We start from the raw sequence: 24,245 nt of genomic DNA, 5'->3' as shown, positions 1-24,245 counted from the left end.
GTCCTCCCGAATTTTCAGCAAGATTTTAGTCCTTACTCGCGTAGAATACCGCAAAAGAATGCTTGGGGAATTTTAAGGATAGATTAATTTCAAAATGCCCTTCACCGATTTGCATCGGCGCTGTCCTTTTTAATTTGAAATATCCTTATGCCGATTGGATTATCTGCAATGGTCCAAATAGGGATCGACGTGCTATGGATCAAAATGCCACCCGCCGATTTGCATCGGCGCTGTCCTTTTTTATTTTACCATCCTTATGCCGACTGGATTATCTGCGATGGTCCAAATGGGGATCGACGTGCTGTGGATCGAAATGCCACACGCCGATTTGCATCGGCGCTGTCCTTTTTAATTTGAAACATCCTTATGCCACAGGCATAGGAGATTTCAAATTAAAAATGCCAGGTCGCTTTCGCTCCATGGCATTTGGATCTGAGTGATCCCGATTGGACTCGAACCAATGACCTACTGCTTAGAAGGCAGTTGCTCTATCCAGCTGAGCTACCAAGTCAAAAGAACATTGGGCGAAATCTCGACATTGATCGTCGAGACTGAACTACCAAGTCATTTTTTTGGAGGTGCAAATATAAGGCTTTCCAATTTAGCCTACTTATAATTTTTTTCATAAAAGGATAGATACTGTTCCCACCCTGAGGAAATATATAAAATATCTAAGTTTTCTGAAGATATATAATATTTCGTAGAACTATAAATAAGTTTCTGAACCAGAGCATCTTCTTGCATCATAGCATAGAATTCTATGGCATCCTGAACTGTTTTGAAATTCCCTATGGTTAGAAACTGCTGACCCGCAAGCTCTAAAATCTCAGTTTTATAAGCCTTTGATTTAAAGTTAGCCCTATGGTATACGTCTAACATATTTTTAGCAGTAGATGCCTTAATATCAGGATTTAGCTGGAATATTATAGCATGCTTGGCGTCGGGTTTGAAGTTATAATTTACTATTTGCAAACCATCATCCGTTTTCTTTGTATTTTCTGAAGCAATAGTTTCTTTAGAGGTACGCGGCTTGACATCTTCTATCTTCTTAGGTAAGTTAACCTCTTCCTTTTTTGTTGCTTGAACTTCCTTTTTCTCTTCTTCTAGTGACTGCCTTGGTTTGTCTTCGACACTTACACTTTCTTTTGACTTTTCAATGGATTGAGATAAGGATATATTTGGCTTAGTGACTTCCATATTTTCTACTAAAGTTTTGTTACTAACTGCACTTTCAAAAACTTCTGCAGGTTTTTCACTTTTTAGTTTTAAGTGCAAATCGAGATACTCTTTGGCTACCTTAGCTTCATCGGCATCCTTATGCTGGTTGATGATATCTTCTAAAGCCTTCACATAGTCATTGGAGTTATAGGTATAAGAGTAGATAAATGCCTTCAACAGTTTCACCTTTGGCACTAGTTTATGGTCTGGGTAAGACTCTATAATGTTGTTACACATATCCAACGCCTCCGAATAAAATGTTTTTTGATATTTTAAATATGCTTCTTTATAAAGTTTTGCTACGGCTAAATCAGACTTCTCTTCTTGAGATTTAGCATTAGGATTCAAGGCATAGAGTGTGTACTTCGAATTAGGATATTTCTCAATAAGTTCAGCCTTAACCCTTTCAGCGGATACAGCGTCTTCTTTTTCCAGATATAAACGAAACATTGAATACAAGTGCTCATCCTCATTCTCTAGATCTTTTCCATACTTTTTAAATAGGAGTTCATAAGTCTCAATAGCTTTTTGTAGGTCTTTGATTTCATAATTATAAATACGAGCCATATTGACAAGAGCTTGCTGTATTTCCTTTTTTATTGGCTTTTGTGCTTCTGGAGTAAATGGTAATTTGCTAGCTTCCACTTCTGCGACAATATCTGTTGACATAGATTCATTCATATTTGCGGATGCGCCAGGAACTCCTGGAGCGGAGCTCGCAGCATTATTATCACCACCTCCTGTTGACCTATGCCAATTTTCTTTTAGTAAAAGTTTACCCCATTTTTTTTGAAACATTATTCTCCCTTTATCGATACTTTCCTTACTCGAAAAATACCATTGTCTGGCTTGTCCACCACCCATAGAAGTAGACGCTACCGTCTGACTATTGAGGGTTTTAGACTCTAAAAACATTTCTTTTGCTTTTTCTTCTTCATAAGCTTTTTTAATTTGCTTTTCTATCTTTTCTTTTGCTTTTTCGGGACCGAGTGCAGCTAAATCTAGAATAGAGTCCTTGGATATATATATATTATATTGAACTAAAAGTTTATTCAATGCTTCGACTTTCTTTAAGAAATCTTTTTTATTTGGGTAATTTTGTGGAATGACTCGCTGCGCGCTATCGTAGTATTGAGCAGATAATACATAGTCTGATTTTTCATAGAAGATAGATCCCACTTTTTCATATACCAGAAACTTTTGATTAGAATTCTTAGAACTCGCTATAGATTTTTGATAATATTCTAAGGCTTCTTTGGTTTGTTTTTTTTCTATCAACACATTCGCTATAGCAAAATAAACCTTATCAATACTATGCTCATATTTACCTTTGTTAAGCATTTTCTTGAGTTCAGGAAGTGAACTTTCTCCCGATGCATAGGTAAGCATTCTCAGTTTAGCCTCGAATTCCAAATCATTCTTCAATTTATTAGCTAATGCTAACTCAAAATAACTACTAGCTTGATTATACTTTTTTTCCTTCTCTTTAATCTGACCTAAGATGAAATAAAGCCTCCCACGTTCTTTCTTGGTCAGCTTATATTCGTTTATGAGTATATTTAAATACTCTGTAGCTTTGATGTATTCTTTTTTCTCAATGGCGAGCATAGTCTTTACCTTTAGGAGGTCCTTTCGATATTCCACTGGAAATCCCATATCAGCCTCAGCCATATATATTAGATTGAGTGCGCGCTCAAATGAACCTTTCTTTATATATGCTTTTGCTAACCATATGATGCCCTCATTTCTGGCAAATTTATATTTAAGCTTAGGTTGATTTATGGGTTCTTTTTTTCTCACAGCTTGTCTCACCATATCATCAAATCCTTTCAATTTTCCTCCAGGTAGATGTCCTGCCATATAGCCTTTTGGATAATAGTCCACTAGATAAGATAAAAACTGAACTGCCGAGTCTAGATCTCCTTTCAGATATCGAATCTTACCTTCAATGAGAAGGGCATCGTCCATCCATTTATTGTACGGTCTTAATACGAGCAATTTGCTGACTTTGACTGTTGTACCTTTGAACTGAGCAGAACCCTCGAAGAATTGAGGGTCATTTTCATATTCGAAAACAGAGATTATATCATTAGACGTCTCCTGCTTTTCGAAAACAGATTCGCGATATCCGACTTTATAGAGCTGCTTAATATTGAAATAGGTATTATAGTAAGAAATAAAATTTGTGGTATATTGCCTAAATCCACTAAATTTTGTTTTCGAGCACGATGCTAGTAATAAGGCAATGCCCACAAACAAGCAGATTAAACAATTATTTCTCAATTTTTTTTGTAATTTCGTGCACTATATATAACCTTTGTTAGCTATATTTATTGTAAATATAGATCGATAAAGTAAAGTTTTGTATTGCAAAAGTAGGTAAATGACAACGTCGAGATTAAAAAAAATTTATAAGAACTTAAAGTACAAGTATAGACTAGTCATATATAATGAGTCTACATTTGAGACAGAATATAGTTTATACTTATCTAAGCTCAATGTATTGTTGCTTGCTTCTACTGTTCTGGTTATAGGTATGCTATTATCAATTTTGCTCATATCTTTTACCTCGCTCAAATATTATATGCCTGGGATAGGTGAAGATGCTATGAGAAAGCAACTAAGGGATCTCGTTCAAGAGACCGATGAACTGAGGAGAAAGACAAAAGAAAACGACCTATGGGTAGAAAATATCAAACAAGTACTAAAGGGAGAAATACCCGCTAATAAAATACAATTGCAAGAGAATGAAGCGATAGATAGCAATCAAAAAAAATAAAGATAGCTGCTAACATTCTGGTTTTTTTGAATTTTGATTCTTTTACATATACTTCAAACTTTGTATATTTGTCCCTACTAAATTTTCAAAAATCAATTTCATGTTTAACAAAAAAGAAGAAGTCCCGCAATCATTCTCAATGCAGGTAATCAACAACATAGGTTCAGGAACTACTATTGAAGGAGATATTAAAACGGAAGGAGATTTAAGAATCGATGGAAAAATAATTGGGAATATTTTAGCTAAAGGGCGATTGGTGACTGGTCCAAGCAGTTCAATAACCGGCGATATAGTCTGTACAAACGGAAATATAGACGGCATGGTCAAAGGGAATATTCAAGTAAATGAAACTCTTAAAGTAACTAAAACCGCCAACATTGATGGCAATATTACGAGTAAGAAACTAATTGTAGATGAAGGGGCCGTTATTCAAGCTAAAATTACAATGTCTGGTTCTCAAAATCTTACTATTAACAAACCGATAATGAATCCACAACAGCAGTCATTTAATCAAAATAAGTAGGCTATACCGAAGGTGGAAAGCAATAATAAAAAGATTAATAGACTAGCAAAATACAGTGGGCTTGCATTTCAATTGTTAGTATTTATAGGTGTTGGTTATTTTATAGGTAATTGGGTAGACTCGAAATGGCAAGCAAGTCAAGCATACGGTACCGCATTATTTGCTACCTTGTTTCTCCTACTAGGGTTAGTCTATGTGATAAGAGACATTTTACGTGAAGATAAATCTTAGTCTTTTTGTAATTCTATCTTTCGCTGCGACCTCATTTTTACATACCAAATCTGAGACAGACAATACCCATGCCTTTTTATCATTAGTTATTGGATTGGTTTTACTATCTATGCTGTTTTTGCCTATCCGTTGGCTTTTATCACATAAAAATCAAAGAATTTTCATGCTAAGCTATTCAGGCTTTATCCTTTGGATAGGTATAGTCATTGGTGCTCTTCTATTATTCCTACGTTTAAGGAATGCTGAGATTCATTATTATTATGCCCTTGTCGCAAATGTTGTTTTTCTAATGATTTTTCTTATATCCTATACCTATAGGTTACTCAACCAATTAACCCATAAATGAAACAAGTTTTAATAATAGGTGCTGGCAAGAGTAGTTCCTACCTTATCAAACACCTCATTGATAATCAAGAGGGATTCAATATCTCCATAACTATTTTGGATCTGAATATATCTTCATTAGAACCTTACCAAGACTTGTCTTATATAACAACAAAGCAGATTTCATCTGGAGAAATACATGAATACGAGCCATATATTGCGCAGAGTTTTCTCACTATTTCTATGTTGCCAGCACATATGCATATCGAAGTGGCAAAACTTTGTCTTCGATTTGGATCACATTTAGTGACACCATCTTATATCTCGGAGGAAATGCAAGCCTTGTCTGACGAGGCTAATAAAAAAGAATTGATCTTCCTCAATGAGCTGGGCTTTGATCCTGGAATCGATCATTTAACAACGATGAAGATGTATCATGAAATCATAGCACAAGGTGGAATATTGACATCTTATCGGTCCTATGCAGGCGGCCTTGTAGCTCCGAAAAGTGATGACAATCCTTGGCATTATAAATTTAGCTGGAACCCGAGAAACGTAATACTAGCAGGACAAGGAGGCGAAATCAAATATAAGAAAGATGGACTAACAAAAACACTCAATTACCACGAGTTGTTTTCTAAAAGTGAAGTTTTAAAACTAAGTAATGGCCAAGTTTTTGATGCCTATGCCAATAGAGATAGTCTCAAATACGAAAAACTATATGGGTGGCAAGAAATACAAACTATACTTCGTGGTACCTTGAGAATTCATGGCTTCTGCGAAGCATGGGCACTTCTTATTGATTTGGGTTTGACTGATGACACTATAAAAAATAGACATTTTAAAGGAGTAACGTATACTGAATTTTATGCTTCATTTCTTAATACCAGTATCAATGATTTTTTACAAACTAAAAGCGAATCCATTAGAACTAAATTAATCTCCATTGGATTTGCAGATAATGAATCCTTAGTCAAGGTAAACGGCTCTGCTGCTGAAGTTTTACAATCTATTTTAGTAGATAAATGGAAGTTAAATCCTGAAGACACTGATTGGGTAGTTATGGTTCATTTTTTCGAGTATAGAATTGGAGAGAAAAAATACGAAATCGAGAGTTACCTATCATTAGAAGGGGAAAGCAGTACGTTTACAGCTATGTCGAAGACTGTAGGTATGCCAATAGCCTTCGCTGCTGAAATGATACTAAACAATGATATAAATACTTATGGTGTCATAATGCCGACCTGCAAAGAAATATATTTACCTCTCCTAAAAAAATTGGAAGAAATAGGGGTGAAATTCGACGAAACTATTAGAGAAATTTAATTTTTTAGCCATGCTATTCTCTTTATCTTTGTTTAATGATAAATGAAGATTTTAATCATCCAGACGAACTAGATCCCAATGAGGAACTAAAGATGGATAATCAAATTAAACGCCTAGAACTAGAGATGAAAGGGGCAAAATTTCTAGAGCATAATCCTGATGGCATAGAAATACCGCCTGAAATTGAGGCCCAAATGCTAGATCAAATTTTAGCTTTTGAGCGTGTAAAAAATGAAGCGAAAGAAGTAGAGATATATCAGTATATAGGTAAACCGAAAATAAAGTCTGCGGATTCACTCAGTACAGAAGAAATTATATTAGAAAAAGAGCGCTTGTTAAAACTATTAACTAAGAAGGGTATTTTTTTAACATCGATAGAAGATATAGATGACCGAGTGATGTATCAATTTATTACAGAAGAATTTTTCTTTAAAAAGACTCTAGATCTTCCTATCAAAGGTATGGTCAGGCATTTTGTATACGAAGAATTTCACCCCAATGAGCGACTTTATGCCGAAAAGACAGTAGAGTTTTTTATTAATACTTATATTAAAGAAGAAGTCATTGATAATTTAAGTATTCTTTGTCGTGAAGAAACGCTGCAGTATATTAAAGATTTTAAAAATTTGTATGAGCGTTTTGAATTGAAAAACTACGAACTAGTCTCTACTGATATAAAAAAAATCAAAGGTAAATTACAAGTCAATCTTGATTTCATAGCTTATCTAGAAAATAGTTTGAAAACTCACCGATATTCTGGAGAGATAGAAATAGAAGTCCGAAAACGAAAGGGACACTGGCAAATATCTCATCTGCGATTTCCTAAACTCTCGTAGTTAAAACCCTAAGATCTGAGATAAAGGAGGTGGATTTAATAGTTCGGATAGAAAGTTAGGTACACTACCTGGAAATTTCAAAGCAACTACTAATATACCAAAAATAGCTCCTGTAAAGTGTGCTGTATGACCGATATTGTCATAGCCATTCTTTGCCATATAATAGGAGTAATAAAGATAAAGCACGGCAAAAAGTACAAAAGGAATAGGAAGGATAAAAAAGAGGTGAACTGTTCCCCAGGGATTAAACAATAACAATGAAAATAGGGCCGCTGAGACAGCTCCACTTGCACCTATAGCAGCATAATAAGGATTGTCCTTATTTTTGATATAATCCGGAACTCCTGCCACAGCGATAGCTAACAAGTAAAAAATGATCAACTCCCATGGTCTAAAAATAAGGTCCAAAAATTCTGTAGTAAAATATAGCGTAAACATATTTGCAAATAGATGCATTTGATCCGCATGCAAAAATCCACCACTAATCCAGCGCACGTACTCTTTATTTCTTGAGATTTTAAATGGACTAAATTTATACTTTTCAAAAAACGAACTATTCGTAAAAGCAGAAAAAGATATCGCACATGTCACAATAATTATAAGCAGAACCATTTTATAACAGGAGATTTAAAGATAATTAAGACAAAAATACGCAATCTAAAATATGGCAAGAAATTAAATTGCAGCTTATCAAATATTCATGGTTTACTAGTCTTGATTTACTAACTTTGTCCTATGGTTTACATCACTCGAAAAGAGCATTTTAATGCAGCACATAAATTATACTGTGCACAATGGACAGAAGGAGAAAATGACCAAGTCTTTGGGAAATGTGCTAACCCAAACTGGCATGGTCACAACTATGACTTGTGGGTAACTATTAGAGGATTACCTCATCCTGATTCAGGATTTATATTGAATACTCAAATCCTAAGTAAAATTATCAAAGAGCATATCATAGAAAAATTAGACCACAGAAACTTAAATCTAGATTTAGATTTAGGTGGTCTACAACCCTCTTCTGAAAATTTAGTTATATGGATATGGAATACACTCAAACCACATATTCCCTCTGGCGAACTCCATTGCATAAAGCTCCAAGAGACTGAAAATATTTATGTAGAATATTACGGTATATAATCCCTACTGATCATAAAGTGTTTTAATGAAGGTAGCGTTAGATTCAAAGTCAGGACAGGTATTTATACCAGCAATTCCTCCAAATTCACAGATTTTTTTACCTTCACAATTGTAAACAATGGTCATTTCATCTGCACAACCTTCGCAGTTTGAAATCTTGAACACATGTTGATTATTGTAAATAAACAATTTGATTGATTGTCTCTGTCCACTCATGTCGAAGTCGAATATATCTTTCATTTGTTTTAACCATGTTAATTCAGAGAGCGGATCTGAGACATTGCAAACCTTTTCAGAAACTTTGCCGCAGCTTGTTAAGAAAGATAAAGATATCGTGATTAAAATGCAGATATGTTTCACGTGTTAATTTATTGTTGTAACTTGAAATTAGCTTAAGAAATTACGTTTAAGACTAAAGGTACGTATAAAATAATGAATTTATAGAATAAATATCATTTCTTGGATAAATCAAATCCAAAAAGAATCCCAATTCGTATGTCGGGTCTAGCAATAATATTATCAATTACAAAAGTATTACCCAATATAGTGCTACCAAGTCTTGTTTCTCCATAAGTTTCGAGTGGTATAAAATAACCTGCCCCTAAAAAATAATTTATTGAAATAGACCTAGATTTTTTCAGATATCTCAATTTACCAATGCTCATACCAATTCCTAGAGACTTTTCTTTATAAAAATGCGAAATACCTGCACCTTCACTATCAGAATAGATTAAATTTCTTAATTTTAGATATGGTGCAAAGTAAACAATTTTATTTTGTTTACCTCGGTAATAAAACCTATATTCAAGTATGGCTAAACTATTAGTTTGATTAGAAAAGTTCCCAGGAAACGAGACTAATTTGGCACCTATGCAAATTGAATTATCGTCAGACAATTTCTTTTCAAACATACCTATTACTCCTATTCCAATAGAAATCCCATATGGCGCCAAAACAGGTGAAAACCTTACAGCAAGACTTGGAACTTCTATCCTTTGTATCAAACTATCTTGAGAAAAACAAAAACTAGACCAATAAAGAAAGATAAATAACAAACTGTAATTCAACTTATCTCAATTTTTTCTCCTAAAAATTTTGGTTCTACCCCAATGTAGAAATCAATAAACATTTTCACTCGAGCGAGGTATTCTCTTATCTGAGTGCGAAAACCATAATGTTGTCCTACATCTTTTGCATTAAAGCCAATTATGTGCATCCCTAACCTATCTCCAATATAAATAGCACGTTCATTATGGAATTTTTGAGAGACTACTATAGCTGTATCTTGATCAAATATCTCTTTTAATCGCTTCATACTATCGAAAGTTCGAAAACCAGCATAATCTAAATAAATATGATTAGAATCTATACCGCTAGCAATGAGGTCGTACCTCATATCAGACGCCTCATCATAGTCTTTTGAACCATTGTCTCCGCTAACAATTATACGTGAGATTCTACTGCTCATATAAAGAGAAGTAGCCGCTTCTATTCGATACTTATAATATAAATTTATACTACCATTAGACAAATACTTAGATGTGCCTAGCAGCAATCCTACCTTTGTTCTCGGTATCTTCTCCACCTCATCAAAAACACTATCCTTGGCATTTGATTGGACCAAGTCATTCGTATAAATCACCAGTCCTATACTCGAAACAAGCATAATAAAAAAAATACGAAATAACTTTCTCCTCATTTTAATTTACTTGAATTTCATCGATAAAGATGTATGCTTCGCCTCCATTGCCAGGATGCCAATCGGGCACTATTCCGTAATTTTTCGCCCATACCTTTATGTACTTTGCCTTCTTACCTATAGTGTGTTGCCATACTTTAATGCTAGCTTTTTCATCATCCTTGTCTACGATAAGCTTTTCCCTAGCTACCTCTGTATAATTTTTGCCATCACTGGATATAGACACGACATATTCTGTAGGAAAAAATATCCATGGTTTTTGATCCTGTAAAAAGGAGGTAGAAACTTTTTGGATTTCTCTCTCTGTTTGCAGGGTAATAATTGCCTCGAAATCTTGACCCTGGTAGCCATGCCAATCGCCTTTTCGCCATACCTCTGTACCACGAATACCATCGATGAGAGCCATATCTCCGCCTGCATGATATTCTTTCTTGTACTTCGATTTGATCTGAATGGTACGATCCTCTGGTAACTTATAAAAACTGGCATACTGCGATTTTGTTCTTCTATCGCCATACAATCCATAAAATTCCAAATCCATAGTCCTATCTATAAGCATCGAATCTTTAAAAGTCTGCTGTGGTCCACCATTTACATGATAGGCAATAACATCTGCACCTCCCATTTTTATCCATTGCATTTTTTTAAAGATACGAGATGCAGGAAAAATAAAAGGCTGACGCTGTAGGTCAAAATCATAATCTGGCAAGTTTAAATTCTGACCTGTCAAATTATAAAACTCAAAAGAATCTCTCTTATTGCGATGGATGGTCCAAATATCCGCTTTAATTTTGACACTATCGAACAAGCCGTCAACAGAAACCATACTTTTATTTCCTGGACAAACAGGATAAAACCCAAGACTAGCTAATACATACCATGCGCTCATTTGTCCGCAGTCCTCATTACCTATTAAACCATCAGGAGTATTCTTATAAAAACTATCTCGTATAAACTTCACAATTCTATTTCTCTTAGCTTTGTTTTTATAAAGAAATGCAATATGATGACTCGGCTCATTTCCATGTGCGTATTGACCTATGAGTCCGGTAATATCAGCTTGATCGCGGCCTTCAGTCTTTGACTTTGCGGAAAACAAATCATCTAGTTTTTTTTCTAATGCTGCCTCACCACCCAATACTTCCGTAAATTTATTCATATCATGAGGCACATAAAAACTATATTGATAACTATTCGCCTCTGTAAAATGGTTGTCTACCATATAGGGTGAAAAAGGCGTTAAAAGAGTGCCATTTAAGCGAGGGCGCATAAAACCAGTCGTCGGATCAAAAACATTTATCCAATTTCTAGAACGTTTAGAAAACTCATCCATAGCGGCGTCTGCATTGAGTCTTTTTGCCATTTGAGCTATACACCAATCATTATAGGAGTACTCCAGAGTTTTACTGACACTTTCTGCATCATCATCCGCACGAACATAACCGTATTTTATATAAGATTTCATGGATGGAGAACTTGTATCTCGGCCTGTAGCTAACATCATTTTAAATGCATCTCCAGCATGAAATGAAATAATTCCTTTGTTGTAAACGTCCCATATTACCGATACCGCATGATGACCAATCATACAATTTGTTTCATTGCCCCATAATTCCCAAACAGGAAGTTTACCAACTTGTTCATATTGTTTCATAAATGAAACAACAAAGTCATTTGTCTTTTTTCGCTCTAAAAATGATAGCAAGGGATGCAATGCCCTATAGGTATCCCATAGAGAAAAAACGGTGTAATATTCAAAATCGTTTTCAGTATCATAAACCTCATTATCCCTACCCCGATACCGACCATCGACATCATTAAATATACTAGGGTGAATCATACAATGATAGAGAGCAGTATAAAAATTTGTGCGTTCATCCAAATTACCCCCATAGGTCATTAGTAGACTCATTTTTTTATTCCATACGGCATTGGCATTGATGCGCACTTTTTCGAAATCAAAATCTGGGAGTTCTTTGTCTAAATTTAGTCTCGCTCCTTCTTCATCTACTCCAGAAATACCTGTTTTTATCAATAACTCTTGATTTTTTTCTACTTCAAATTCTAGTACAAGCAATTCGTCTCCTCTAGGACCCTTCACTATTTCATTCTTAATAGGTAACCTACTGAGGTGGAAAAAATAAAACAACTGCTGGCGTTCCGCCCATGCCTTGCTTACTCGCTTACCTTTATACGTAATAAGGTCCAACTCTTCTATCTTTCCTTCCAAAAGTTCATCTCTATGTTTTAGATTCATGACCACAATAGCTTTTCCTTTATTTGAAAAAGTATAGCGCTGCAGTCCAGCGCGCAGTGTAGAAGTGAGTTCTACTTTAATGCCATTATCTAATACGACAGAATAATAACCTGCCTTTGCTAATTCATTTTTATGCGAAAATTTTACCCCACGTCCTAACAAGGTTTCTATTGGTACATTTTGCTCTACATCTTTTCCGAAAAATGGCATAAATGCTATATCTCCATAATCGCTGCACCCCGTACCACTGAGATGAGTATGACTAAATCCATAAATCGTCTTATCTGAATAATGATAGCCACTACACCCGTCCCAGCTACCATCTACACGCGTATCAGGGCTGAGCTGTACCATAGCAAAAGGTAACGTAACACCCGGAAAAGTATGCCCATGACCACCTGTTCCTATCATCGGATTGATATACTGGGTGAGATTTTGAGCAGTTACCGAACTACATACGAATAAACTAAAAACAAGTGATATTTTAATCTTAAGATCAGTTATATTTTTCATTTTCGGATTGTGATAATTTCAAAATTAGTAGTTAAATTTCAAATGAATGCCAATTTAACCCGAATAAACATTATCAAGAAAATGCAATTTAATGAAACTATTGAGTGCAGTCAATCGTTATGCTTTTATATAGAATCATACCCCCTAATGTACACAATAGAAGTAGAAAACATCAAATGCAGTGGATGTGTGAAAAGTATTGAGTCTTCTCTACTGAAGATAGAAGGAATAGAAAACGTAGAGGTGGATATAGATAATGAATTGGTTCATATTTCTGGTCCAGAAACTACGAAAACCATTGCTATGCAAAAACTGGAAACTATGGGTTATCCAGAGAAGGGTCACAATAGTCTTATAGACAAAGCTAAATCTTATGTCAGCTGCGCTATAGGGAAAATAAATGCTTGATTGTCTTAGGTTTAAATTTAATCGAAATCATTTTTTGACTTTTTTGTAAAAAAACATACCTTTGGGCTTCACTTTAAATTATTTATTTTATGAAAAAACTTATAGCTTTAATTATGGTCGCTTTGATTACCTATTCATGTAAGAAAGATGATGTCGCTACATGCACTTGGCAAAACTCTACCTTGAATGACAAAACGTATAAAATCACCAAGATTGTAACGGCTGGTATAGACGTTACTACTGTAAGCCAATCTTTTGATCCTTGTCTTAAAAATTCAGCTAAGTTTAATGCTAGTGGGACTATTACCGAAACTTTAGTTTCTGGCTGTTCATCTGCTACGATAAATGGTGCATCATGGAAAACACATACTGCTGCTGGTAAAAATTATTTGATCATTGGAACAGATACTACTTTGATAAATTCATTCGATTGTAATTCTGTTACTACGAGTGAAACATTAGGTACTTCCACCACATTAACTACATGGACTAAGCAATAAAATAGTATTCTAATTTTAAAATTAAAAAAGGGAAGTCTAAATCTAGACTTCCCTTTTTTAATTTTAATAGGGATTACCTTCATAGACGCCTCCGTGCGCTTAAACCCTAATCCGCATTTGAAAATTCAGAAATTTGGGTTAAAAAAGCTTCTCATATGTATTTGAGGTCTAAAATTTAGCTTCCTTATCTATTTTATAGGTTGTGACCATACGCTCATATTGATTATGCGTAAAACTTCTACCGCAGCCAGATACGATAAAAGCATTGTTTAACTTAGTACCATAATAGGACATAAAATTTTCCACTAGGGGATTGTAGTATTTCCCATTAGCGTCTGTAAATTGTCCATTATATTGGCAGTTATTATGAGAATCTCCCTCGGAATCAGGATCGGGAGGAGTATCACAGACGCCATCATCTAATGTTGCACAGTTTAGATTGTCAGCATTAGCTATAGTAGCCTCAAAAGGATGTTTTAAGCCAAAATAATGTCCCATTTCATGAATCCAAATTTTATATCCGAATCGAGATACTACTATAACAGGATCTCCAGTTCGCATAGCTATACCTCCCAAAGTTGCGTATCCACCCGCTCTTGGTGGACGTATAATACTATCCACTACGATAATATTGATAATACGGGGCTGAAAATTTAGTGCAATGTATTCCTTTTCCATCGTATCTTGATTCCATTTGGAGAAATTATAGTTTGAATCTAATCGATATTCACAGAGATTAAACTTAACACAGATGGGTGACCAATATTTATTTAAAGAATCTATAGCGTTTCTAACATTAGCGAAACTCATAGCAGGCCTGTAATGACTATCTGTAATTACGTGAGCTACCACATGAAACTCTCTGTTTATACACTCTAGCGAAGTTCGAGATTGTGAAATACCCGAAAGAAAAAAACCAATAAAACAAAAAAAGACAATTTTTCTAGTCATAATACTGTAAACAAAGATAAAAATAATATACGAAAGTGGTAGAAAATAGCTTAAATTTGAGGGCAGAAGAACTAATTTTTACCAAAAAATACTATGGGTGTCCTTGTTTTTATCAGAACTTCTTTAGCAGCAGCATTGACGCTATGGAGTTTGGGTGCAGTAGCTCAAATAACGGCGACTAAGACATCAGGCTGTGCCCCACTTACTGTTAATTTCGGCGCACCAGCAGGTATGACCACCTATTACTGGGACTTTGACAATGGTGGATCTAGCGAAGATGCTAATCCCAATGTCGTGTTCACAACTCCTAAAAATCCATATAAGGTGAGTTTACGAGCATGTAAAACCTGCCCTATACTCTATACTATCGATATACAGGTATACCCTAAACCTACTATTACTATCCCTAATTTTAAAGGATGTCCACCTTTAAATGTAACGTTGAATCCTGTCATATCCCTACCACCAGGGGTTACTGCTACAAGTCTTAAATATATTTTTGGTGATGGAAATTCGCAAACAAAAACTCCTCCCAATCTGGCTCCAGCATCGAATACCTACAACGACCCTGATAAAACCTATACCGTGAGTTTTGAATTGAAAACAAGCCCTACTGATGCTGGTTGTGATCATACCATTGTCATTCCTAAAGCAGTCGAAACCTCAAATATTACTTTTAATTGGCTTCAAGCCAGTCCTTCTGCTGGCTGCAACCCTCCGCTCAATGTTAGCTTTTCTCATAATATTGTATCCCAAAAACCTATTATCAGCTATGAGTGGGATTTTGGAGATGGTAATACCTCCACCAGTCCTACCCCATCTCATACTTACAATCAGTCTGGCACATTTATCGTCCGATTGAAGGTGAAAGATGCCAATGATTGTGAAAAGACGCAAACAACCGGCGTCATTATTCGCGCTAACGATGTGACTAAAATTATTTCTGTAGATACGGTGTGTACTCATACTTATGTACAACTCGATCGAGATGGAAATTCGGGCTTAACTTCTCAATGGTCCTTAGGCAGTGGCGGAGTTACATTCGGTAGACCTGTATATGACTACTATACCACACCTGGACTCAAAACAGTGACGCTGACTACCTACTATCCTGGAAATATCTGTAGTAAAACGATTTCGAAAAATATACTAGCCATAGAGCCTAAGATAGAACATACTGTTATACCGAGACCCTTGTGCAATAAAAAAAACACATTCACCCTCACTTGTACTAATGCGCATTTGTTTAGCGATATCGAATGGAGATTGCATTTAGTCAGACAGCCCGGAGATACGATTTATGTGAGTACCTTAGGAACCAATTTTATACAGCCTGTTACACACACACTTCATTTGGACTCGATTCCATGGAAATATTATAAACTCATATTACGAGCAACAGCTACATCAAAATATGGTGGCTGTGTAGCCTACTTGATGGATCCGAACTTTATTGATCCAATAATAGCACATGTAGCACCTACAAAAACCCTAGGATGCAAACCATTGAGAGTAGGGTTCTATGACCGAACACTCCTCTATAGACATGATACTATTGTAGAATGGAGATTGATTTTCGGAGATGGGAATGAGATAGTAAGAACGAGCTTTTCAGATACGTTTTATCACACTTATATGAATCGAGGAGACTATAATATGCGTATGATAGTGAAAAATAAGTATGGCTGCATCGATACGACGTATTTTACCAAAATAGAAGTAGGAGATACTTTGACTCCTGATTTTACCATGAGCCCCCCTGGCAATCTCTGTGCCTCAGACCCCATGGCATCCATTAGCTTGCAGAGTCTAGTAAGCTCGAATGCAGTACAACAAACCAAATTTTGGGTAGATGGATTTCGTTGTGTGCAGTTTAATAATTTAACGTTCAAACCTGATAAAAGAGCTGGGAACTATCCTATAAAAATGGAAGTAGTCGATAGAGGGTGTATTTCTCAGACAACAAAAATGATAACTATTAAGGGACCAGTAGCACTTTTTTCAAATACACAACATTGTGATACTCCACGTAAAGTTCGATTTACAAATCTATCACAAGAAGCCAATTCCTACCTCTGGTTATTCGGAGATGGGAATACCTCCATAGATACGCACCCAAACCATCAATACATCAAAGATAGTCTATACCAGGTAAAATTGATAGCCTATCATGCTACCAATGGCTGCCTTCCCGACACCTATTCCATGCCAGTGCAGATTCAAACACCCATAGCGAAGTTTACTCAAGATACTTATTTTTTCTGTCATAATGATCCTACACAAATGATGAGTGCTAGAAATTCAACTGGATATATCAAAGACAATGATAATACTGGTTTTATTTGGGAATTTATGCGCGGAAGAGCGCCTACAAGATCTTTTTTAGATAGTTTGGATTATAATGTCCATTCAAAATTGATGGATAGCGCTATAGTCTCGGTGAGAAATTTTATGAATTGTATCAGTAGGGATACAGCCACCATATTCGTCGATGAAGTGAAATTGAATTTTACCGTAACTCCTAATTTGCTTTGCAATAAAGATACAGCAAGATATAGTGGCACCTTGATATCTTTTATGCCTATTTCCAAAGAAATTTGGGATTTCGGTGATGGCGATAGTGCGAATAAACTGGATACTTTTCATGTGTATCGTTTCGGTATGCGCACAGCCTCAGCCTTTCTCAATAGATTCTATTCAGAAACAACTAAAGGCTGTATTTTGAGAGATTCTATTAGTCTCCCGGTCAAAAAGCTCAATCTGGCACTAGAGCCATTTAGTTCCAATTTATGTCAGCAATCTTCAACTGTCCCTGTGAGTATTACTGCAAAAGTTAATCCTGCTTTTCCATCAAGTATTCGATGGCAAAAACCCGATAATTCATTTGAATTTGGGAAGACTATACAATATATTTTTTCGAGTACAGGTAGTTTTAATTTTCATCTTATTGCTATTGATTCGAGCAATGCGAACTGCATAGATACACTATCACCTGCCACAGTAGTAGTTCATTTAAAACCAAACTTGAACATAACCTCTGATAAAGATACGCTGGCTGTTTTATGCGATCCAGTGAATTTAGACTTTGGTTATATAGATTCAAACAATACCACCATTCTTACCAGAAAATGGCTGATTACAGACAGTACAGGTTCTACAAGTTATAATAACAATTTAACCATTTCTCGCTCTCTGCATAAAGGTGTCAATACTGTGCAGCTCATAGCGAATACAGCGTATTGTACAGATACGATTGTCAAAAATTATATCGTCCGTGCACCTGCGGGCTCCATGACTATTGATAAGAATGACATTTGCAAGGGAGATGAAATTACTTTTTCTGTAAATAATTTAGTCGATGTGACGGATTTTTCTGTCGATCTAGGTGATGGTACTGTCGTTAAAAACACACCCCTCATCAAGCATCGCTACACCTATGTCCCCCTAGGAGGCAAGACAGTGGCTAAAGGCATCTTTTTAGCGAGTGGTTTTGAGTGTGTAGGAAAACCTACCGATACCACTATTCGCATACATGAGGTTTTTGCCAAATTCTCTATTGATGGACCTGCCGATACCCCTATTTGTTTTAGATCGGTACTCATTAAAGATAGTTCCATAGGTGCGGATAAATATTTTTGGAATTTTGGGGATGGCACCACAGGTACTATAAAAGAACCCGGCATGAAAACCTATCCTAATGCACAAAAATATTATGTGCAATTGGCTATTGAAAGCCAAACATTCGGCTGTAAAGATACCTTCAGAGATAGTGTAGATCTCGTACCATTGCCTACTTCTAATCCTACGAATGACACTATTTGTCTAGGTCAAACAGCCAAAGTCTATCAAAGAATATTTCAAGATCGAGTGAAATACAGCTGGTCACCAACTGGAATAGTAAATAATAAGACCGATACGGCATACTTTAAAAGAGATTCCAGTTTTCAGTTTACATCAATAGCCTATGATACCCTGACCAAGTGCAGCAAGCAAGCCAATGGCTGGATCCACGTCATTAAACCTATGAAACCCGTAAAATTAGACACCATCATAGCACCAGGGGCAGACGTCCTACTACCATTTTCGCCCGCTCCGAACTATAGTTATTATTGGGAACCTGACAGTTTTCTGAGCTGCACGAATTGTTCAGATCCTTTAGCTCAATATTTATTAAAGCCTATAACGTACAAAACCATCTTCTTTGATAGACTAAAAAACTGCTTCCGCGATACTTCTATTTATAAAATCAATATTTTCCCAGATATATTAGTATCTGCTCCTACCGCCTTTACACCTAATGGAGACGGGAATAATGACATATTCTACGCACGTGGATTTGGTATTAAAAAATTGACTGCATTTAAAATTTATAACCGACAAGGAACCTTGTTGTTTTTCTCTGTCTCCGAACATGATGGCTGGGATGGTAACTACAAAGGAGTCCCTCAAAACTCAGACACCTACTTTTATACCATTGAGGGTGAATCCTATATTCCGAATAAGAAAGTATTTAAAGAAGGGAATTTTCTCCTATTGAGGTGATTTCTACTTTTAAAGCGTAAATTGGATAATGGAAGTCCTACCACACCAGCATCACCTCGCCAGTCTTAGTGAAAATAGAGCCGAGAGTTTTGTATTCGATAACATAACCGTATAGTCCTGATGGTGCGGGTTGTCCTTTGAAGCTACCATTCCAGCCTTGAGGCTGCGTGTCGAAGGTTTCATAGACTTTCTCGCCCCAGCGGGTTCAACACAAAAATCAGAGTTTTGGACTTTACACACTTTTTTGAACAGTATCGTTTTTTATGATTCAATGCCATTCAATGTCTTGCTACCTTGAATCATTTCTGTATTCGATACTACCACCCTGCTTGAACTTTTGTTTGCTTTGTATCAAGGTGGCAACACCTTGATAGGCGAGGGCACAGAAACCGTTGCACTAATTTCTGCGCCAGTCATTCATGCGACAACTCCGCACTAGTGGGGGGACATCAATCCTCAAAAAAACTTTGTTAATTATTGATTTTTCAATGAATTTTATGTCAAGACACATAAATAATTCTGTTCTAGGCCTAAAACTAAACAAACCATTCTCAATTTTAGATACAATTATTTCAAGTGTATCATTTTTTACCTTTGGATAAGCATCGTAATAGTAGTGCCCATCTAAAAACAAAAATTTATACAATATTGTATCAGCAGATTTAATAGGATAAATTTCATAAATTGTATCTGAATTGTACGGGGGTATAGTCATTTCTTCTCCTGGTATGAGTTCGCGTTCATTAATAATAAACTGACTATTGCAATGAAATATATTATTGCAACCATAATTTATAAGTCCTAGCAGCATTAGAGTAAAAAAAAGACCATTATTCATTACTTCTCCCTTTAAATGTAATAGGATTTCCTTTACTATTAATTTTGATGCCCTTAAAATTCATATTCAACAATTTATAATAAACTACAAAAGAACATCCCAATGATTTAAAATGTGTAGTACATTCATCAAATATTGTTGAATAATGGACTTTATTTGGACCTACCAAGTTATAATCTGTACTTGAATTTTTACCTGATAGATTTTGAGGCTAGCGAGCTATAATATCAAGCAATACTCTAAAAGCTTCAACTTTCTCCTTTTCATTGGAAGGGTCCAATAAAATATTCAACAGTTCTTCGTTTGACTCATAATCCCAAACAAAGATTCCAAGCCAATCCATACCCCAGAAGTCAATATTACCTCCTTTTTTATTTGAGTTAAAAACAACTTGATCCAATGAGCCAAAATCTCCTTCTTTGAATGATTTGTATTCTAATTCATATCTCGCAAAACTCGAAGCATATTCAGACTTGAATACATCAAGATTAAATGATTTTAACATATTTATTTTGTTCTTAAAATTGGTGTTATATTCGATATGCGTGGCAGCATAGGGTTTCGTACACGTGTGGTTACAAACTCGCGCTGGCGGGGGTCATCGTGCTAACTTAAAAACAATTTCCCACATTAATTTGCTCATACTTCTTTGTTCAGTTAAACTTTTAATAATATAGCTTTTTTTCAATTGCCATTTACTTATAGAATTATTGTAGGTATACATTTTTCTAATATAAGGAAATTTTTCAGCAAATCTGCCTTCTCCTGTTATGTTTTTAACCAAGTATTTTTTTTCCGTTAGAAAAATTATCACATTAAAGTTAGCTTTTATCCAATCTACTGATTTATTAGTTAAATTAACTTTGCGATTTTTAAGCTTAGACTTTGGAATCAGAAAAACATTTACCAAACCAATATTTTGCTTATTAGCGTCAAAAAAACAGCCATAATCTGGTAAAAAATAAACACTATCATAGTCAAACTCATTGTTGCAATATTTATTACTTAACATACTATCTAAGTAATTTAAATCTTTAATTTGCGAAACACAATTGAAGTGTGCTAATATAATTAATAAAAATCCAAATTTCATAAAATTTATTTTGACTTAATTACGGTGCGATTGGTCTGTAATATCCAATCCTACCATTATGACCTGATAATGCTTTCCCAGTTCTAGAAAAAACCGCTGTTCTTGTAATACCTGCTTCAGTTGTTCCGCCGTTTGCTCTATTTGTACTATTATCACTTGAGCCACCCGGTCCAATTGCTTCCGCTATCCATACTAAATCCCTGTTCGGCGCGGTCTCTGACTGCGTCGCCGTGTATTGAAATCTCTGATTTCATTCCAATATCTTGACATTTATAATTCCTTCTCCTAAAATATAGTTCGACGCACTGCTATACATATAGTCTTCTGCTTTATATACGATACCTGCCCTAACTGGATTTTCATGAATATAATTCAATTTCTGATCTATAAATTTATTCGTAATCAACTCGACTGCATGATTTTAGTGTGTCCATATTTGAAACTCACTGTTTCTATTGTGTCTTTTAGCAGCGAATTAAAATCGTTTTAACATCCAGTCATTTCTACTTTCTGTTGGCTTGCTTATTTCTTCTAAAAATCGTTTAGCAGTATGCTTCTTGAAATCTCTGATGATATCACTCAATGCAAATCCTTCTCTAGCACTAGCTATCAAATGAATATGATTAGACATAATGACATAAGCATATAAGTTCAATCCCTTATGCTCCATACAATAACTGAAACTTTCTATAACAATATCTTTATAAATTTTTCGTGTAAAAATATCTACCCAATCTACTATCTGGAACGTCAAATAGAATAATGCATTCTGGTCTAAAATCTTGTATCCTGTGCTCATCTTTATCGTTACAAAGTTAGCTTTTATTTTGTAAATTACAAATTTACTAACGCACTGACGAAGTCACAGACTTCGCCAAACCGGGTTCGATAATAGACTACGATTATCAGAGTTAAAAACTTCGCCAAGCGCTGCGCGACTTCGACTATAGACTACGGCGAACGGGGTTGCAAACTTCGCCAAACGCTGCGCCAAACTACGACGAGCTAGGTCTTATATCTTTTCCTTTTTCGTGAAGGAATCAATAATTATAGTTCCATAGTGTAGCTCGTCATATAAGTTGTATCGTTTATTTAAAGAGTCGTACTTGAACAAAAGAATCTTATTTTGATTTTTAGGTTTAAAAAATGAGTCGTTAATAGAATTTCCTTGATTATAATCGTTTATAGAATAAAAACTACCCCATATTAATACTCCAGATTTTAACTCATACTCTTCTATTCCACGACCTTTATGCTTATAATTGCCAATTATTCCACCAATTGATATATAAAAATTTGCCTCTGATTGCTCCTTGATCTTTTTACTGTTATTATATATAAAATAGACTGCTAAAATGAATAGACCAACTATACTTATCGGAATTATTAATGCAAAATTAATCTTCATTCTTCTTTCATTATTTTTGGATGAAATGGATTTAAATGAATTGGAGCTGACCCTTGGGTCATACTTCCAACAATCGTAACTGGTAAATTGTATAATATAGAACCACTAATTCCTAGCCCAACGGAGGAATGCCAAACCCTGCACGAATTCAACTATAGACTACGGCGAACAGAGGTTTCGTACACGTGTGGTTACAAACTCGCGCTAGCGGAGGAACTATTTTCTACTCTTTTAAATAAATAATCCGTATCATATAAAAATTCAAGTATAGCTTCATGCTCATCATTTTTATCAATCCAATAAACATCTCCCATATTAATGGTTTTAGGACTGTTATCTATGTTAGATGGGTCTCTAAATTTACAATACTCTAACCAATCTTTAAATTCTATTTCTGAATCGAACTGTTCCCAGATATTTTTATTAATAAAAAGTGGTTCTAAAGATTTTTTATAGTCTGATTTATTTTTATAAATGAGTTGCTGATATGTATAATTATGGTTCAATTTAATTACTTCAATTTGACCAGTGGGATATTTAAATACGTATGTTCCAACAATTTCATTAACATCACTTATTTTATCTTCTGTATCTTGACAAGAGCATATCATTAATATAATGGAAACAAAACATCCTATTTTTACGATATACATACCATAAACAATTTAAAAAGTTACTTTATGTATCATATTATATTCGATAGCAATAGTTCTGAATTGACCTGAATTGCCATAAGGGTTTTCAGACGGAAATATCGCAGCTCCTTCATATCCTCTGTTCGGCGTAGTCTCCCGACTACGTCGCAGTGTATCGAAATCTCCGATTTCACCCTTCATATTTATTAGAATACGAATATAGCCTTTTTATTTTGTAAATTACAAATTTACTAACACTTTGACGAAGTTGCAAACTTCGCCAAACCGGGACATGAACGAAGTGATGTCTGTGCTTTTTTATCTTCATTCGCTTTAAATGAAGGCACTCTAGCAGACATAAACGTAGTGATGTCTGTGCTTTTCACTTTATTATTTGTGTTGCAGGCACAGAGACCTTTCACTAATTTCTGCGCCAGTCATTCGACGGAATATCTGCGCTAGGTGAAGGTTAGAAGAATAAAGAATGTAAACCTTGAACATAAATAAAAAAGCCTCTACATTTCTGTAAAGGCTTGATAATAAAGTGGAGGCGAACGGAGTCGAACCGATGACCCCCTGCGTGCAAGGCAGGTGCTCTAGCCAGCTGAGCTACGCCCCCATTGTTATTTTTGTTGGTTTCACTCAAACCGTTAATACCTCCCGACGACAATGTCTGGATGCCCTAGCCAGCTGAGCTACATCCCATGATTTTTAGGTGTTCTATTTCCGCCAATGCGAGAAGCTACGCCCCCAAAAAAAATCATCTACCCAAGGCAGATGATTATATTATAAAGAACAAATAAGAAAAAAAAAGAAAAAAGGTAATGCTGATGCAAACAAGTTGATCAGCATTTTATCAAGCGTAGTTGATAAAAGCAGTACGTCAGAGCCTCTAAAAAGGAGGTATTCCAGCCGCACCTTCCGGTACGGCTACCTTGTTACGACTTAACCCCAGTTACTGGTATTACCTTGGACAGCTCCTTTCGGCTACCGTCTTAAGGTACTCCCAACTTCCATGGTTTGA

The 24,245-nt window shown here is 35.4% G+C and carries 24 protein-coding genes, 1 tRNA gene, 1 rRNA gene and 1 pseudogene; 9 read left to right on the top strand and 18 right to left on the bottom strand.

All coding sequences use genetic code 11. The features are described 5' to 3' along the window. Window positions 1–606: 606 nt before the first annotated feature. On the bottom strand, window positions 607–3,471 hold the full coding sequence (locus JNL75_04815) for a tetratricopeptide repeat protein (GenBank protein MBL7789137.1): 2,865 nt from the start codon (window positions 3,469–3,471) through the stop codon (window positions 607–609). A gap of 130 nt (window positions 3,472–3,601) precedes the next feature. Between JNL75_04815 and JNL75_04810 the strand changes: the two genes are divergently transcribed. From JNL75_04810 to JNL75_04790, 5 genes are all read left to right on the top strand, one after another. Next, window positions 3,602–3,997, top strand: coding sequence for a hypothetical protein (locus JNL75_04810; GenBank protein MBL7789136.1), 396 nt, complete (start codon window positions 3,602–3,604; stop codon window positions 3,995–3,997). A gap of 139 nt (window positions 3,998–4,136) precedes the next feature. Further along, window positions 4,137–4,520 (top strand): polymer-forming cytoskeletal protein, encoded by a 384-nt coding sequence (locus JNL75_04805; GenBank protein ID MBL7789135.1) that lies wholly within the window; start codon window positions 4,137–4,139, stop codon window positions 4,518–4,520. A gap of 12 nt (window positions 4,521–4,532) precedes the next feature. Continuing rightward, complete coding sequence (locus JNL75_04800) at window positions 4,533–4,751, top strand: AtpZ/AtpI family protein (GenBank protein MBL7789134.1); 219 nt, start codon at window positions 4,533–4,535, stop codon at window positions 4,749–4,751. A 342-nt stretch (window positions 4,752–5,093) separates the two neighbouring features. Next, window positions 5,094–6,401, top strand: a complete 1,308-nt coding sequence (locus tag JNL75_04795) for a saccharopine dehydrogenase NADP-binding domain-containing protein (protein MBL7789133.1) — start codon at window positions 5,094–5,096, stop codon at window positions 6,399–6,401. A gap of 35 nt (window positions 6,402–6,436) precedes the next feature. Further along, window positions 6,437–7,237 carry a hypothetical protein gene (locus tag JNL75_04790; protein ID MBL7789132.1) on the top strand — a complete coding sequence of 267 codons (801 nt, stop codon included), beginning with the start codon at window positions 6,437–6,439 and terminating at the stop codon, window positions 7,235–7,237. Here the strand turns inward: JNL75_04790 and JNL75_04785 are convergent, their stop codons facing one another. Beyond that, a complete protein-coding gene (locus JNL75_04785; protein MBL7789131.1) occupies window positions 7,238–7,849 on the bottom strand; it encodes a rhomboid family intramembrane serine protease in 612 nt (203 codons plus the stop codon). A gap of 123 nt (window positions 7,850–7,972) precedes the next feature. On the opposite strand from JNL75_04785, the gene JNL75_04780 reads away from it, so the two are divergent. Further along, window positions 7,973–8,377 carry a 6-carboxytetrahydropterin synthase gene (locus JNL75_04780; protein ID MBL7789130.1) on the top strand — a complete coding sequence of 135 codons (405 nt, stop codon included), beginning with the start codon at window positions 7,973–7,975 and terminating at the stop codon, window positions 8,375–8,377. A gap of 3 nt (window positions 8,378–8,380) precedes the next feature. Here JNL75_04780 and JNL75_04775 read toward each other — a convergent pair whose 3' ends face one another. The 4 genes from JNL75_04775 to JNL75_04760 form a co-directional block, all read right to left on the bottom strand. Then, window positions 8,381–8,617, bottom strand: a complete 237-nt coding sequence (locus JNL75_04775; GenBank protein ID MBL7789129.1) for a hypothetical protein — start codon at window positions 8,615–8,617, stop codon at window positions 8,381–8,383. 212 nt (window positions 8,618–8,829) lie between these two features. Next, entirely contained in the window at window positions 8,830–9,444 is a 615-nt protein-coding gene (locus JNL75_04770; protein MBL7789128.1) for a hypothetical protein, read from the bottom strand. Continuing rightward, the gene (locus JNL75_04765; GenBank protein ID MBL7789127.1) at window positions 9,441–10,076 is read right to left on the bottom strand and encodes a YdcF family protein; all 636 of its coding nucleotides are present in this window, start codon (window positions 10,074–10,076) and stop codon (window positions 9,441–9,443) included. The genes JNL75_04770 and JNL75_04765 overlap by 4 nt, the downstream gene beginning before the upstream one ends. Before the next feature lies 1 nt (window position 10,077). Next, the gene (locus tag JNL75_04760) at window positions 10,078–12,846 is read right to left on the bottom strand and encodes a GH92 family glycosyl hydrolase (protein ID MBL7789126.1); all 2,769 of its coding nucleotides are present in this window, start codon (window positions 12,844–12,846) and stop codon (window positions 10,078–10,080) included. 147 nt (window positions 12,847–12,993) lie between these two features. On the opposite strand from JNL75_04760, the gene JNL75_04755 reads away from it, so the two are divergent. Next, a complete protein-coding gene (locus JNL75_04755; protein ID MBL7789125.1) occupies window positions 12,994–13,254 on the top strand; it encodes a heavy-metal-associated domain-containing protein in 261 nt (86 codons plus the stop codon). An 89-nt stretch (window positions 13,255–13,343) separates the two neighbouring features. Beyond that, complete coding sequence (locus JNL75_04750) at window positions 13,344–13,754, top strand: hypothetical protein (GenBank protein MBL7789124.1); 411 nt, start codon at window positions 13,344–13,346, stop codon at window positions 13,752–13,754. A 168-nt stretch (window positions 13,755–13,922) separates the two neighbouring features. Here JNL75_04750 and JNL75_04745 read toward each other — a convergent pair whose 3' ends face one another. Next, window positions 13,923–14,606: a hypothetical protein gene (locus JNL75_04745; protein MBL7789123.1), complete on the bottom strand. Its 684-nt coding sequence runs from the start codon at window positions 14,604–14,606 to the stop codon at window positions 13,923–13,925. 192 nt (window positions 14,607–14,798) lie between these two features. Here JNL75_04745 and JNL75_04740 point away from each other — a divergent pair, with 192 nt between their 5' ends. After that, entirely contained in the window at window positions 14,799–19,247 is a 4,449-nt protein-coding gene (locus JNL75_04740) for a PKD domain-containing protein (protein ID MBL7789122.1), read from the top strand. A gap of 37 nt (window positions 19,248–19,284) precedes the next feature. Here the strand turns inward: JNL75_04740 and JNL75_04735 are convergent. The 11 genes and pseudogenes from JNL75_04735 to JNL75_04685 form a co-directional block, all read right to left on the bottom strand. Beyond that, window positions 19,285–19,449 (bottom strand): annotated as a pseudogene (locus JNL75_04735) (gliding motility-associated C-terminal domain-containing protein). Window positions 19,450–19,644: 195 nt separating this feature from the next. Continuing rightward, window positions 19,645–20,085, bottom strand: a complete 441-nt coding sequence (locus JNL75_04730; GenBank protein ID MBL7789121.1) for a hypothetical protein — start codon at window positions 20,083–20,085, stop codon at window positions 19,645–19,647. 211 nt (window positions 20,086–20,296) lie between these two features. Next, on the bottom strand, window positions 20,297–20,590 hold the full coding sequence (locus tag JNL75_04725) for a hypothetical protein (protein MBL7789120.1): 294 nt from the start codon (window positions 20,588–20,590) through the stop codon (window positions 20,297–20,299). Window positions 20,591–20,683: 93 nt separating this feature from the next. Beyond that, window positions 20,684–21,178 (bottom strand): hypothetical protein, encoded by a 495-nt coding sequence (locus tag JNL75_04720; protein ID MBL7789119.1) that lies wholly within the window; start codon window positions 21,176–21,178, stop codon window positions 20,684–20,686. Between the two features lie 250 nt (window positions 21,179–21,428). Beyond that, entirely contained in the window at window positions 21,429–21,584 is a 156-nt protein-coding gene (locus JNL75_04715) for a hypothetical protein (GenBank protein MBL7789118.1), read from the bottom strand. A gap of 69 nt (window positions 21,585–21,653) precedes the next feature. Next, on the bottom strand, window positions 21,654–21,977 hold the full coding sequence (locus JNL75_04710; GenBank protein MBL7789117.1) for a transposase: 324 nt from the start codon (window positions 21,975–21,977) through the stop codon (window positions 21,654–21,656). Window positions 21,978–22,190: 213 nt separating this feature from the next. Then, window positions 22,191–22,586 carry a hypothetical protein gene (locus JNL75_04705; GenBank protein ID MBL7789116.1) on the bottom strand — a complete coding sequence of 132 codons (396 nt, stop codon included), beginning with the start codon at window positions 22,584–22,586 and terminating at the stop codon, window positions 22,191–22,193. A gap of 191 nt (window positions 22,587–22,777) precedes the next feature. Further along, the gene (locus JNL75_04700) at window positions 22,778–23,239 is read right to left on the bottom strand and encodes a hypothetical protein (protein MBL7789115.1); all 462 of its coding nucleotides are present in this window, start codon (window positions 23,237–23,239) and stop codon (window positions 22,778–22,780) included. 12 nt (window positions 23,240–23,251) lie between these two features. After that, complete coding sequence (locus JNL75_04695) at window positions 23,252–23,422, bottom strand: hypothetical protein (GenBank protein MBL7789114.1); 171 nt, start codon at window positions 23,420–23,422, stop codon at window positions 23,252–23,254. A gap of 344 nt (window positions 23,423–23,766) precedes the next feature. Next, window positions 23,767–23,840, bottom strand: a tRNA-Ala gene (locus JNL75_04690). Window positions 23,841–24,117: 277 nt separating this feature from the next. Beyond that, a 16S ribosomal RNA gene (locus JNL75_04685) occupies window positions 24,118–24,245 on the bottom strand; the annotation flags it as partial.

The organism is Chitinophagales bacterium, from assembly GCA_016787225.1.
Taxonomy (GTDB): Bacteria; Bacteroidota; Bacteroidia; order Chitinophagales; family JADJOU01; genus CHPMRC01.
This window is presented reverse-complemented; position numbering and strand designations above follow the sequence as displayed.

Bases quoted from the DNA above. Each gene is read 5' to 3' on its own strand.
- JNL75_04755 (MBL7789125.1), top strand. From the start codon at position 12,994: ATGTACACAATAGAAGTAGAAAACATCAAATGCAGTGGATGTGTGAAA.
- JNL75_04760 (MBL7789126.1), bottom strand. From the start codon at position 12,846: ATGAAAAATATAACTGATCTTAAGATTAAAATATCACTTGTTTTTAGT.
- JNL75_04695 (MBL7789114.1), bottom strand. From the start codon at position 23,422: ATGAAGGGTGAAATCGGAGATTTCGATACACTGCGACGTAGTCGGGAG.
- JNL75_04775 (MBL7789129.1), bottom strand. From the start codon at position 8,617: ATGAAAGATATATTCGACTTCGACATGAGTGGACAGAGACAATCAATC.
- JNL75_04780 (MBL7789130.1), top strand. From the start codon at position 7,973: ATGGTTTACATCACTCGAAAAGAGCATTTTAATGCAGCACATAAATTA.
- JNL75_04740 (MBL7789122.1), top strand. From the start codon at position 14,799: ATGGGTGTCCTTGTTTTTATCAGAACTTCTTTAGCAGCAGCATTGACG.
- JNL75_04720 (MBL7789119.1), bottom strand. From the start codon at position 21,178: ATGAAATTTGGATTTTTATTAATTATATTAGCACACTTCAATTGTGTT.
- JNL75_04795 (MBL7789133.1), top strand. From the start codon at position 5,094: ATGAAACAAGTTTTAATAATAGGTGCTGGCAAGAGTAGTTCCTACCTT.
- JNL75_04705 (MBL7789116.1), bottom strand. From the start codon at position 22,586: ATGAAGATTAATTTTGCATTAATAATTCCGATAAGTATAGTTGGTCTA.
- JNL75_04765 (MBL7789127.1), bottom strand. From the start codon at position 10,076: ATGAGGAGAAAGTTATTTCGTATTTTTTTTATTATGCTTGTTTCGAGT.
- JNL75_04700 (MBL7789115.1), bottom strand. From the start codon at position 23,239: ATGTATATCGTAAAAATAGGATGTTTTGTTTCCATTATATTAATGATA.
- JNL75_04810 (MBL7789136.1), top strand. From the start codon at position 3,602: ATGACAACGTCGAGATTAAAAAAAATTTATAAGAACTTAAAGTACAAG.
- JNL75_04750 (MBL7789124.1), top strand. From the start codon at position 13,344: ATGAAAAAACTTATAGCTTTAATTATGGTCGCTTTGATTACCTATTCA.
- JNL75_04785 (MBL7789131.1), bottom strand. From the start codon at position 7,849: ATGGTTCTGCTTATAATTATTGTGACATGTGCGATATCTTTTTCTGCT.
- JNL75_04790 (MBL7789132.1), top strand. From the start codon at position 6,437: ATGATAAATGAAGATTTTAATCATCCAGACGAACTAGATCCCAATGAG.
- JNL75_04805 (MBL7789135.1), top strand. From the start codon at position 4,137: ATGCAGGTAATCAACAACATAGGTTCAGGAACTACTATTGAAGGAGAT.
- JNL75_04725 (MBL7789120.1), bottom strand. From the start codon at position 20,590: ATGTTAAAATCATTTAATCTTGATGTATTCAAGTCTGAATATGCTTCG.
- JNL75_04710 (MBL7789117.1), bottom strand. From the start codon at position 21,977: ATGAGCACAGGATACAAGATTTTAGACCAGAATGCATTATTCTATTTG.
- JNL75_04730 (MBL7789121.1), bottom strand. From the start codon at position 20,085: ATGAATAATGGTCTTTTTTTTACTCTAATGCTGCTAGGACTTATAAAT.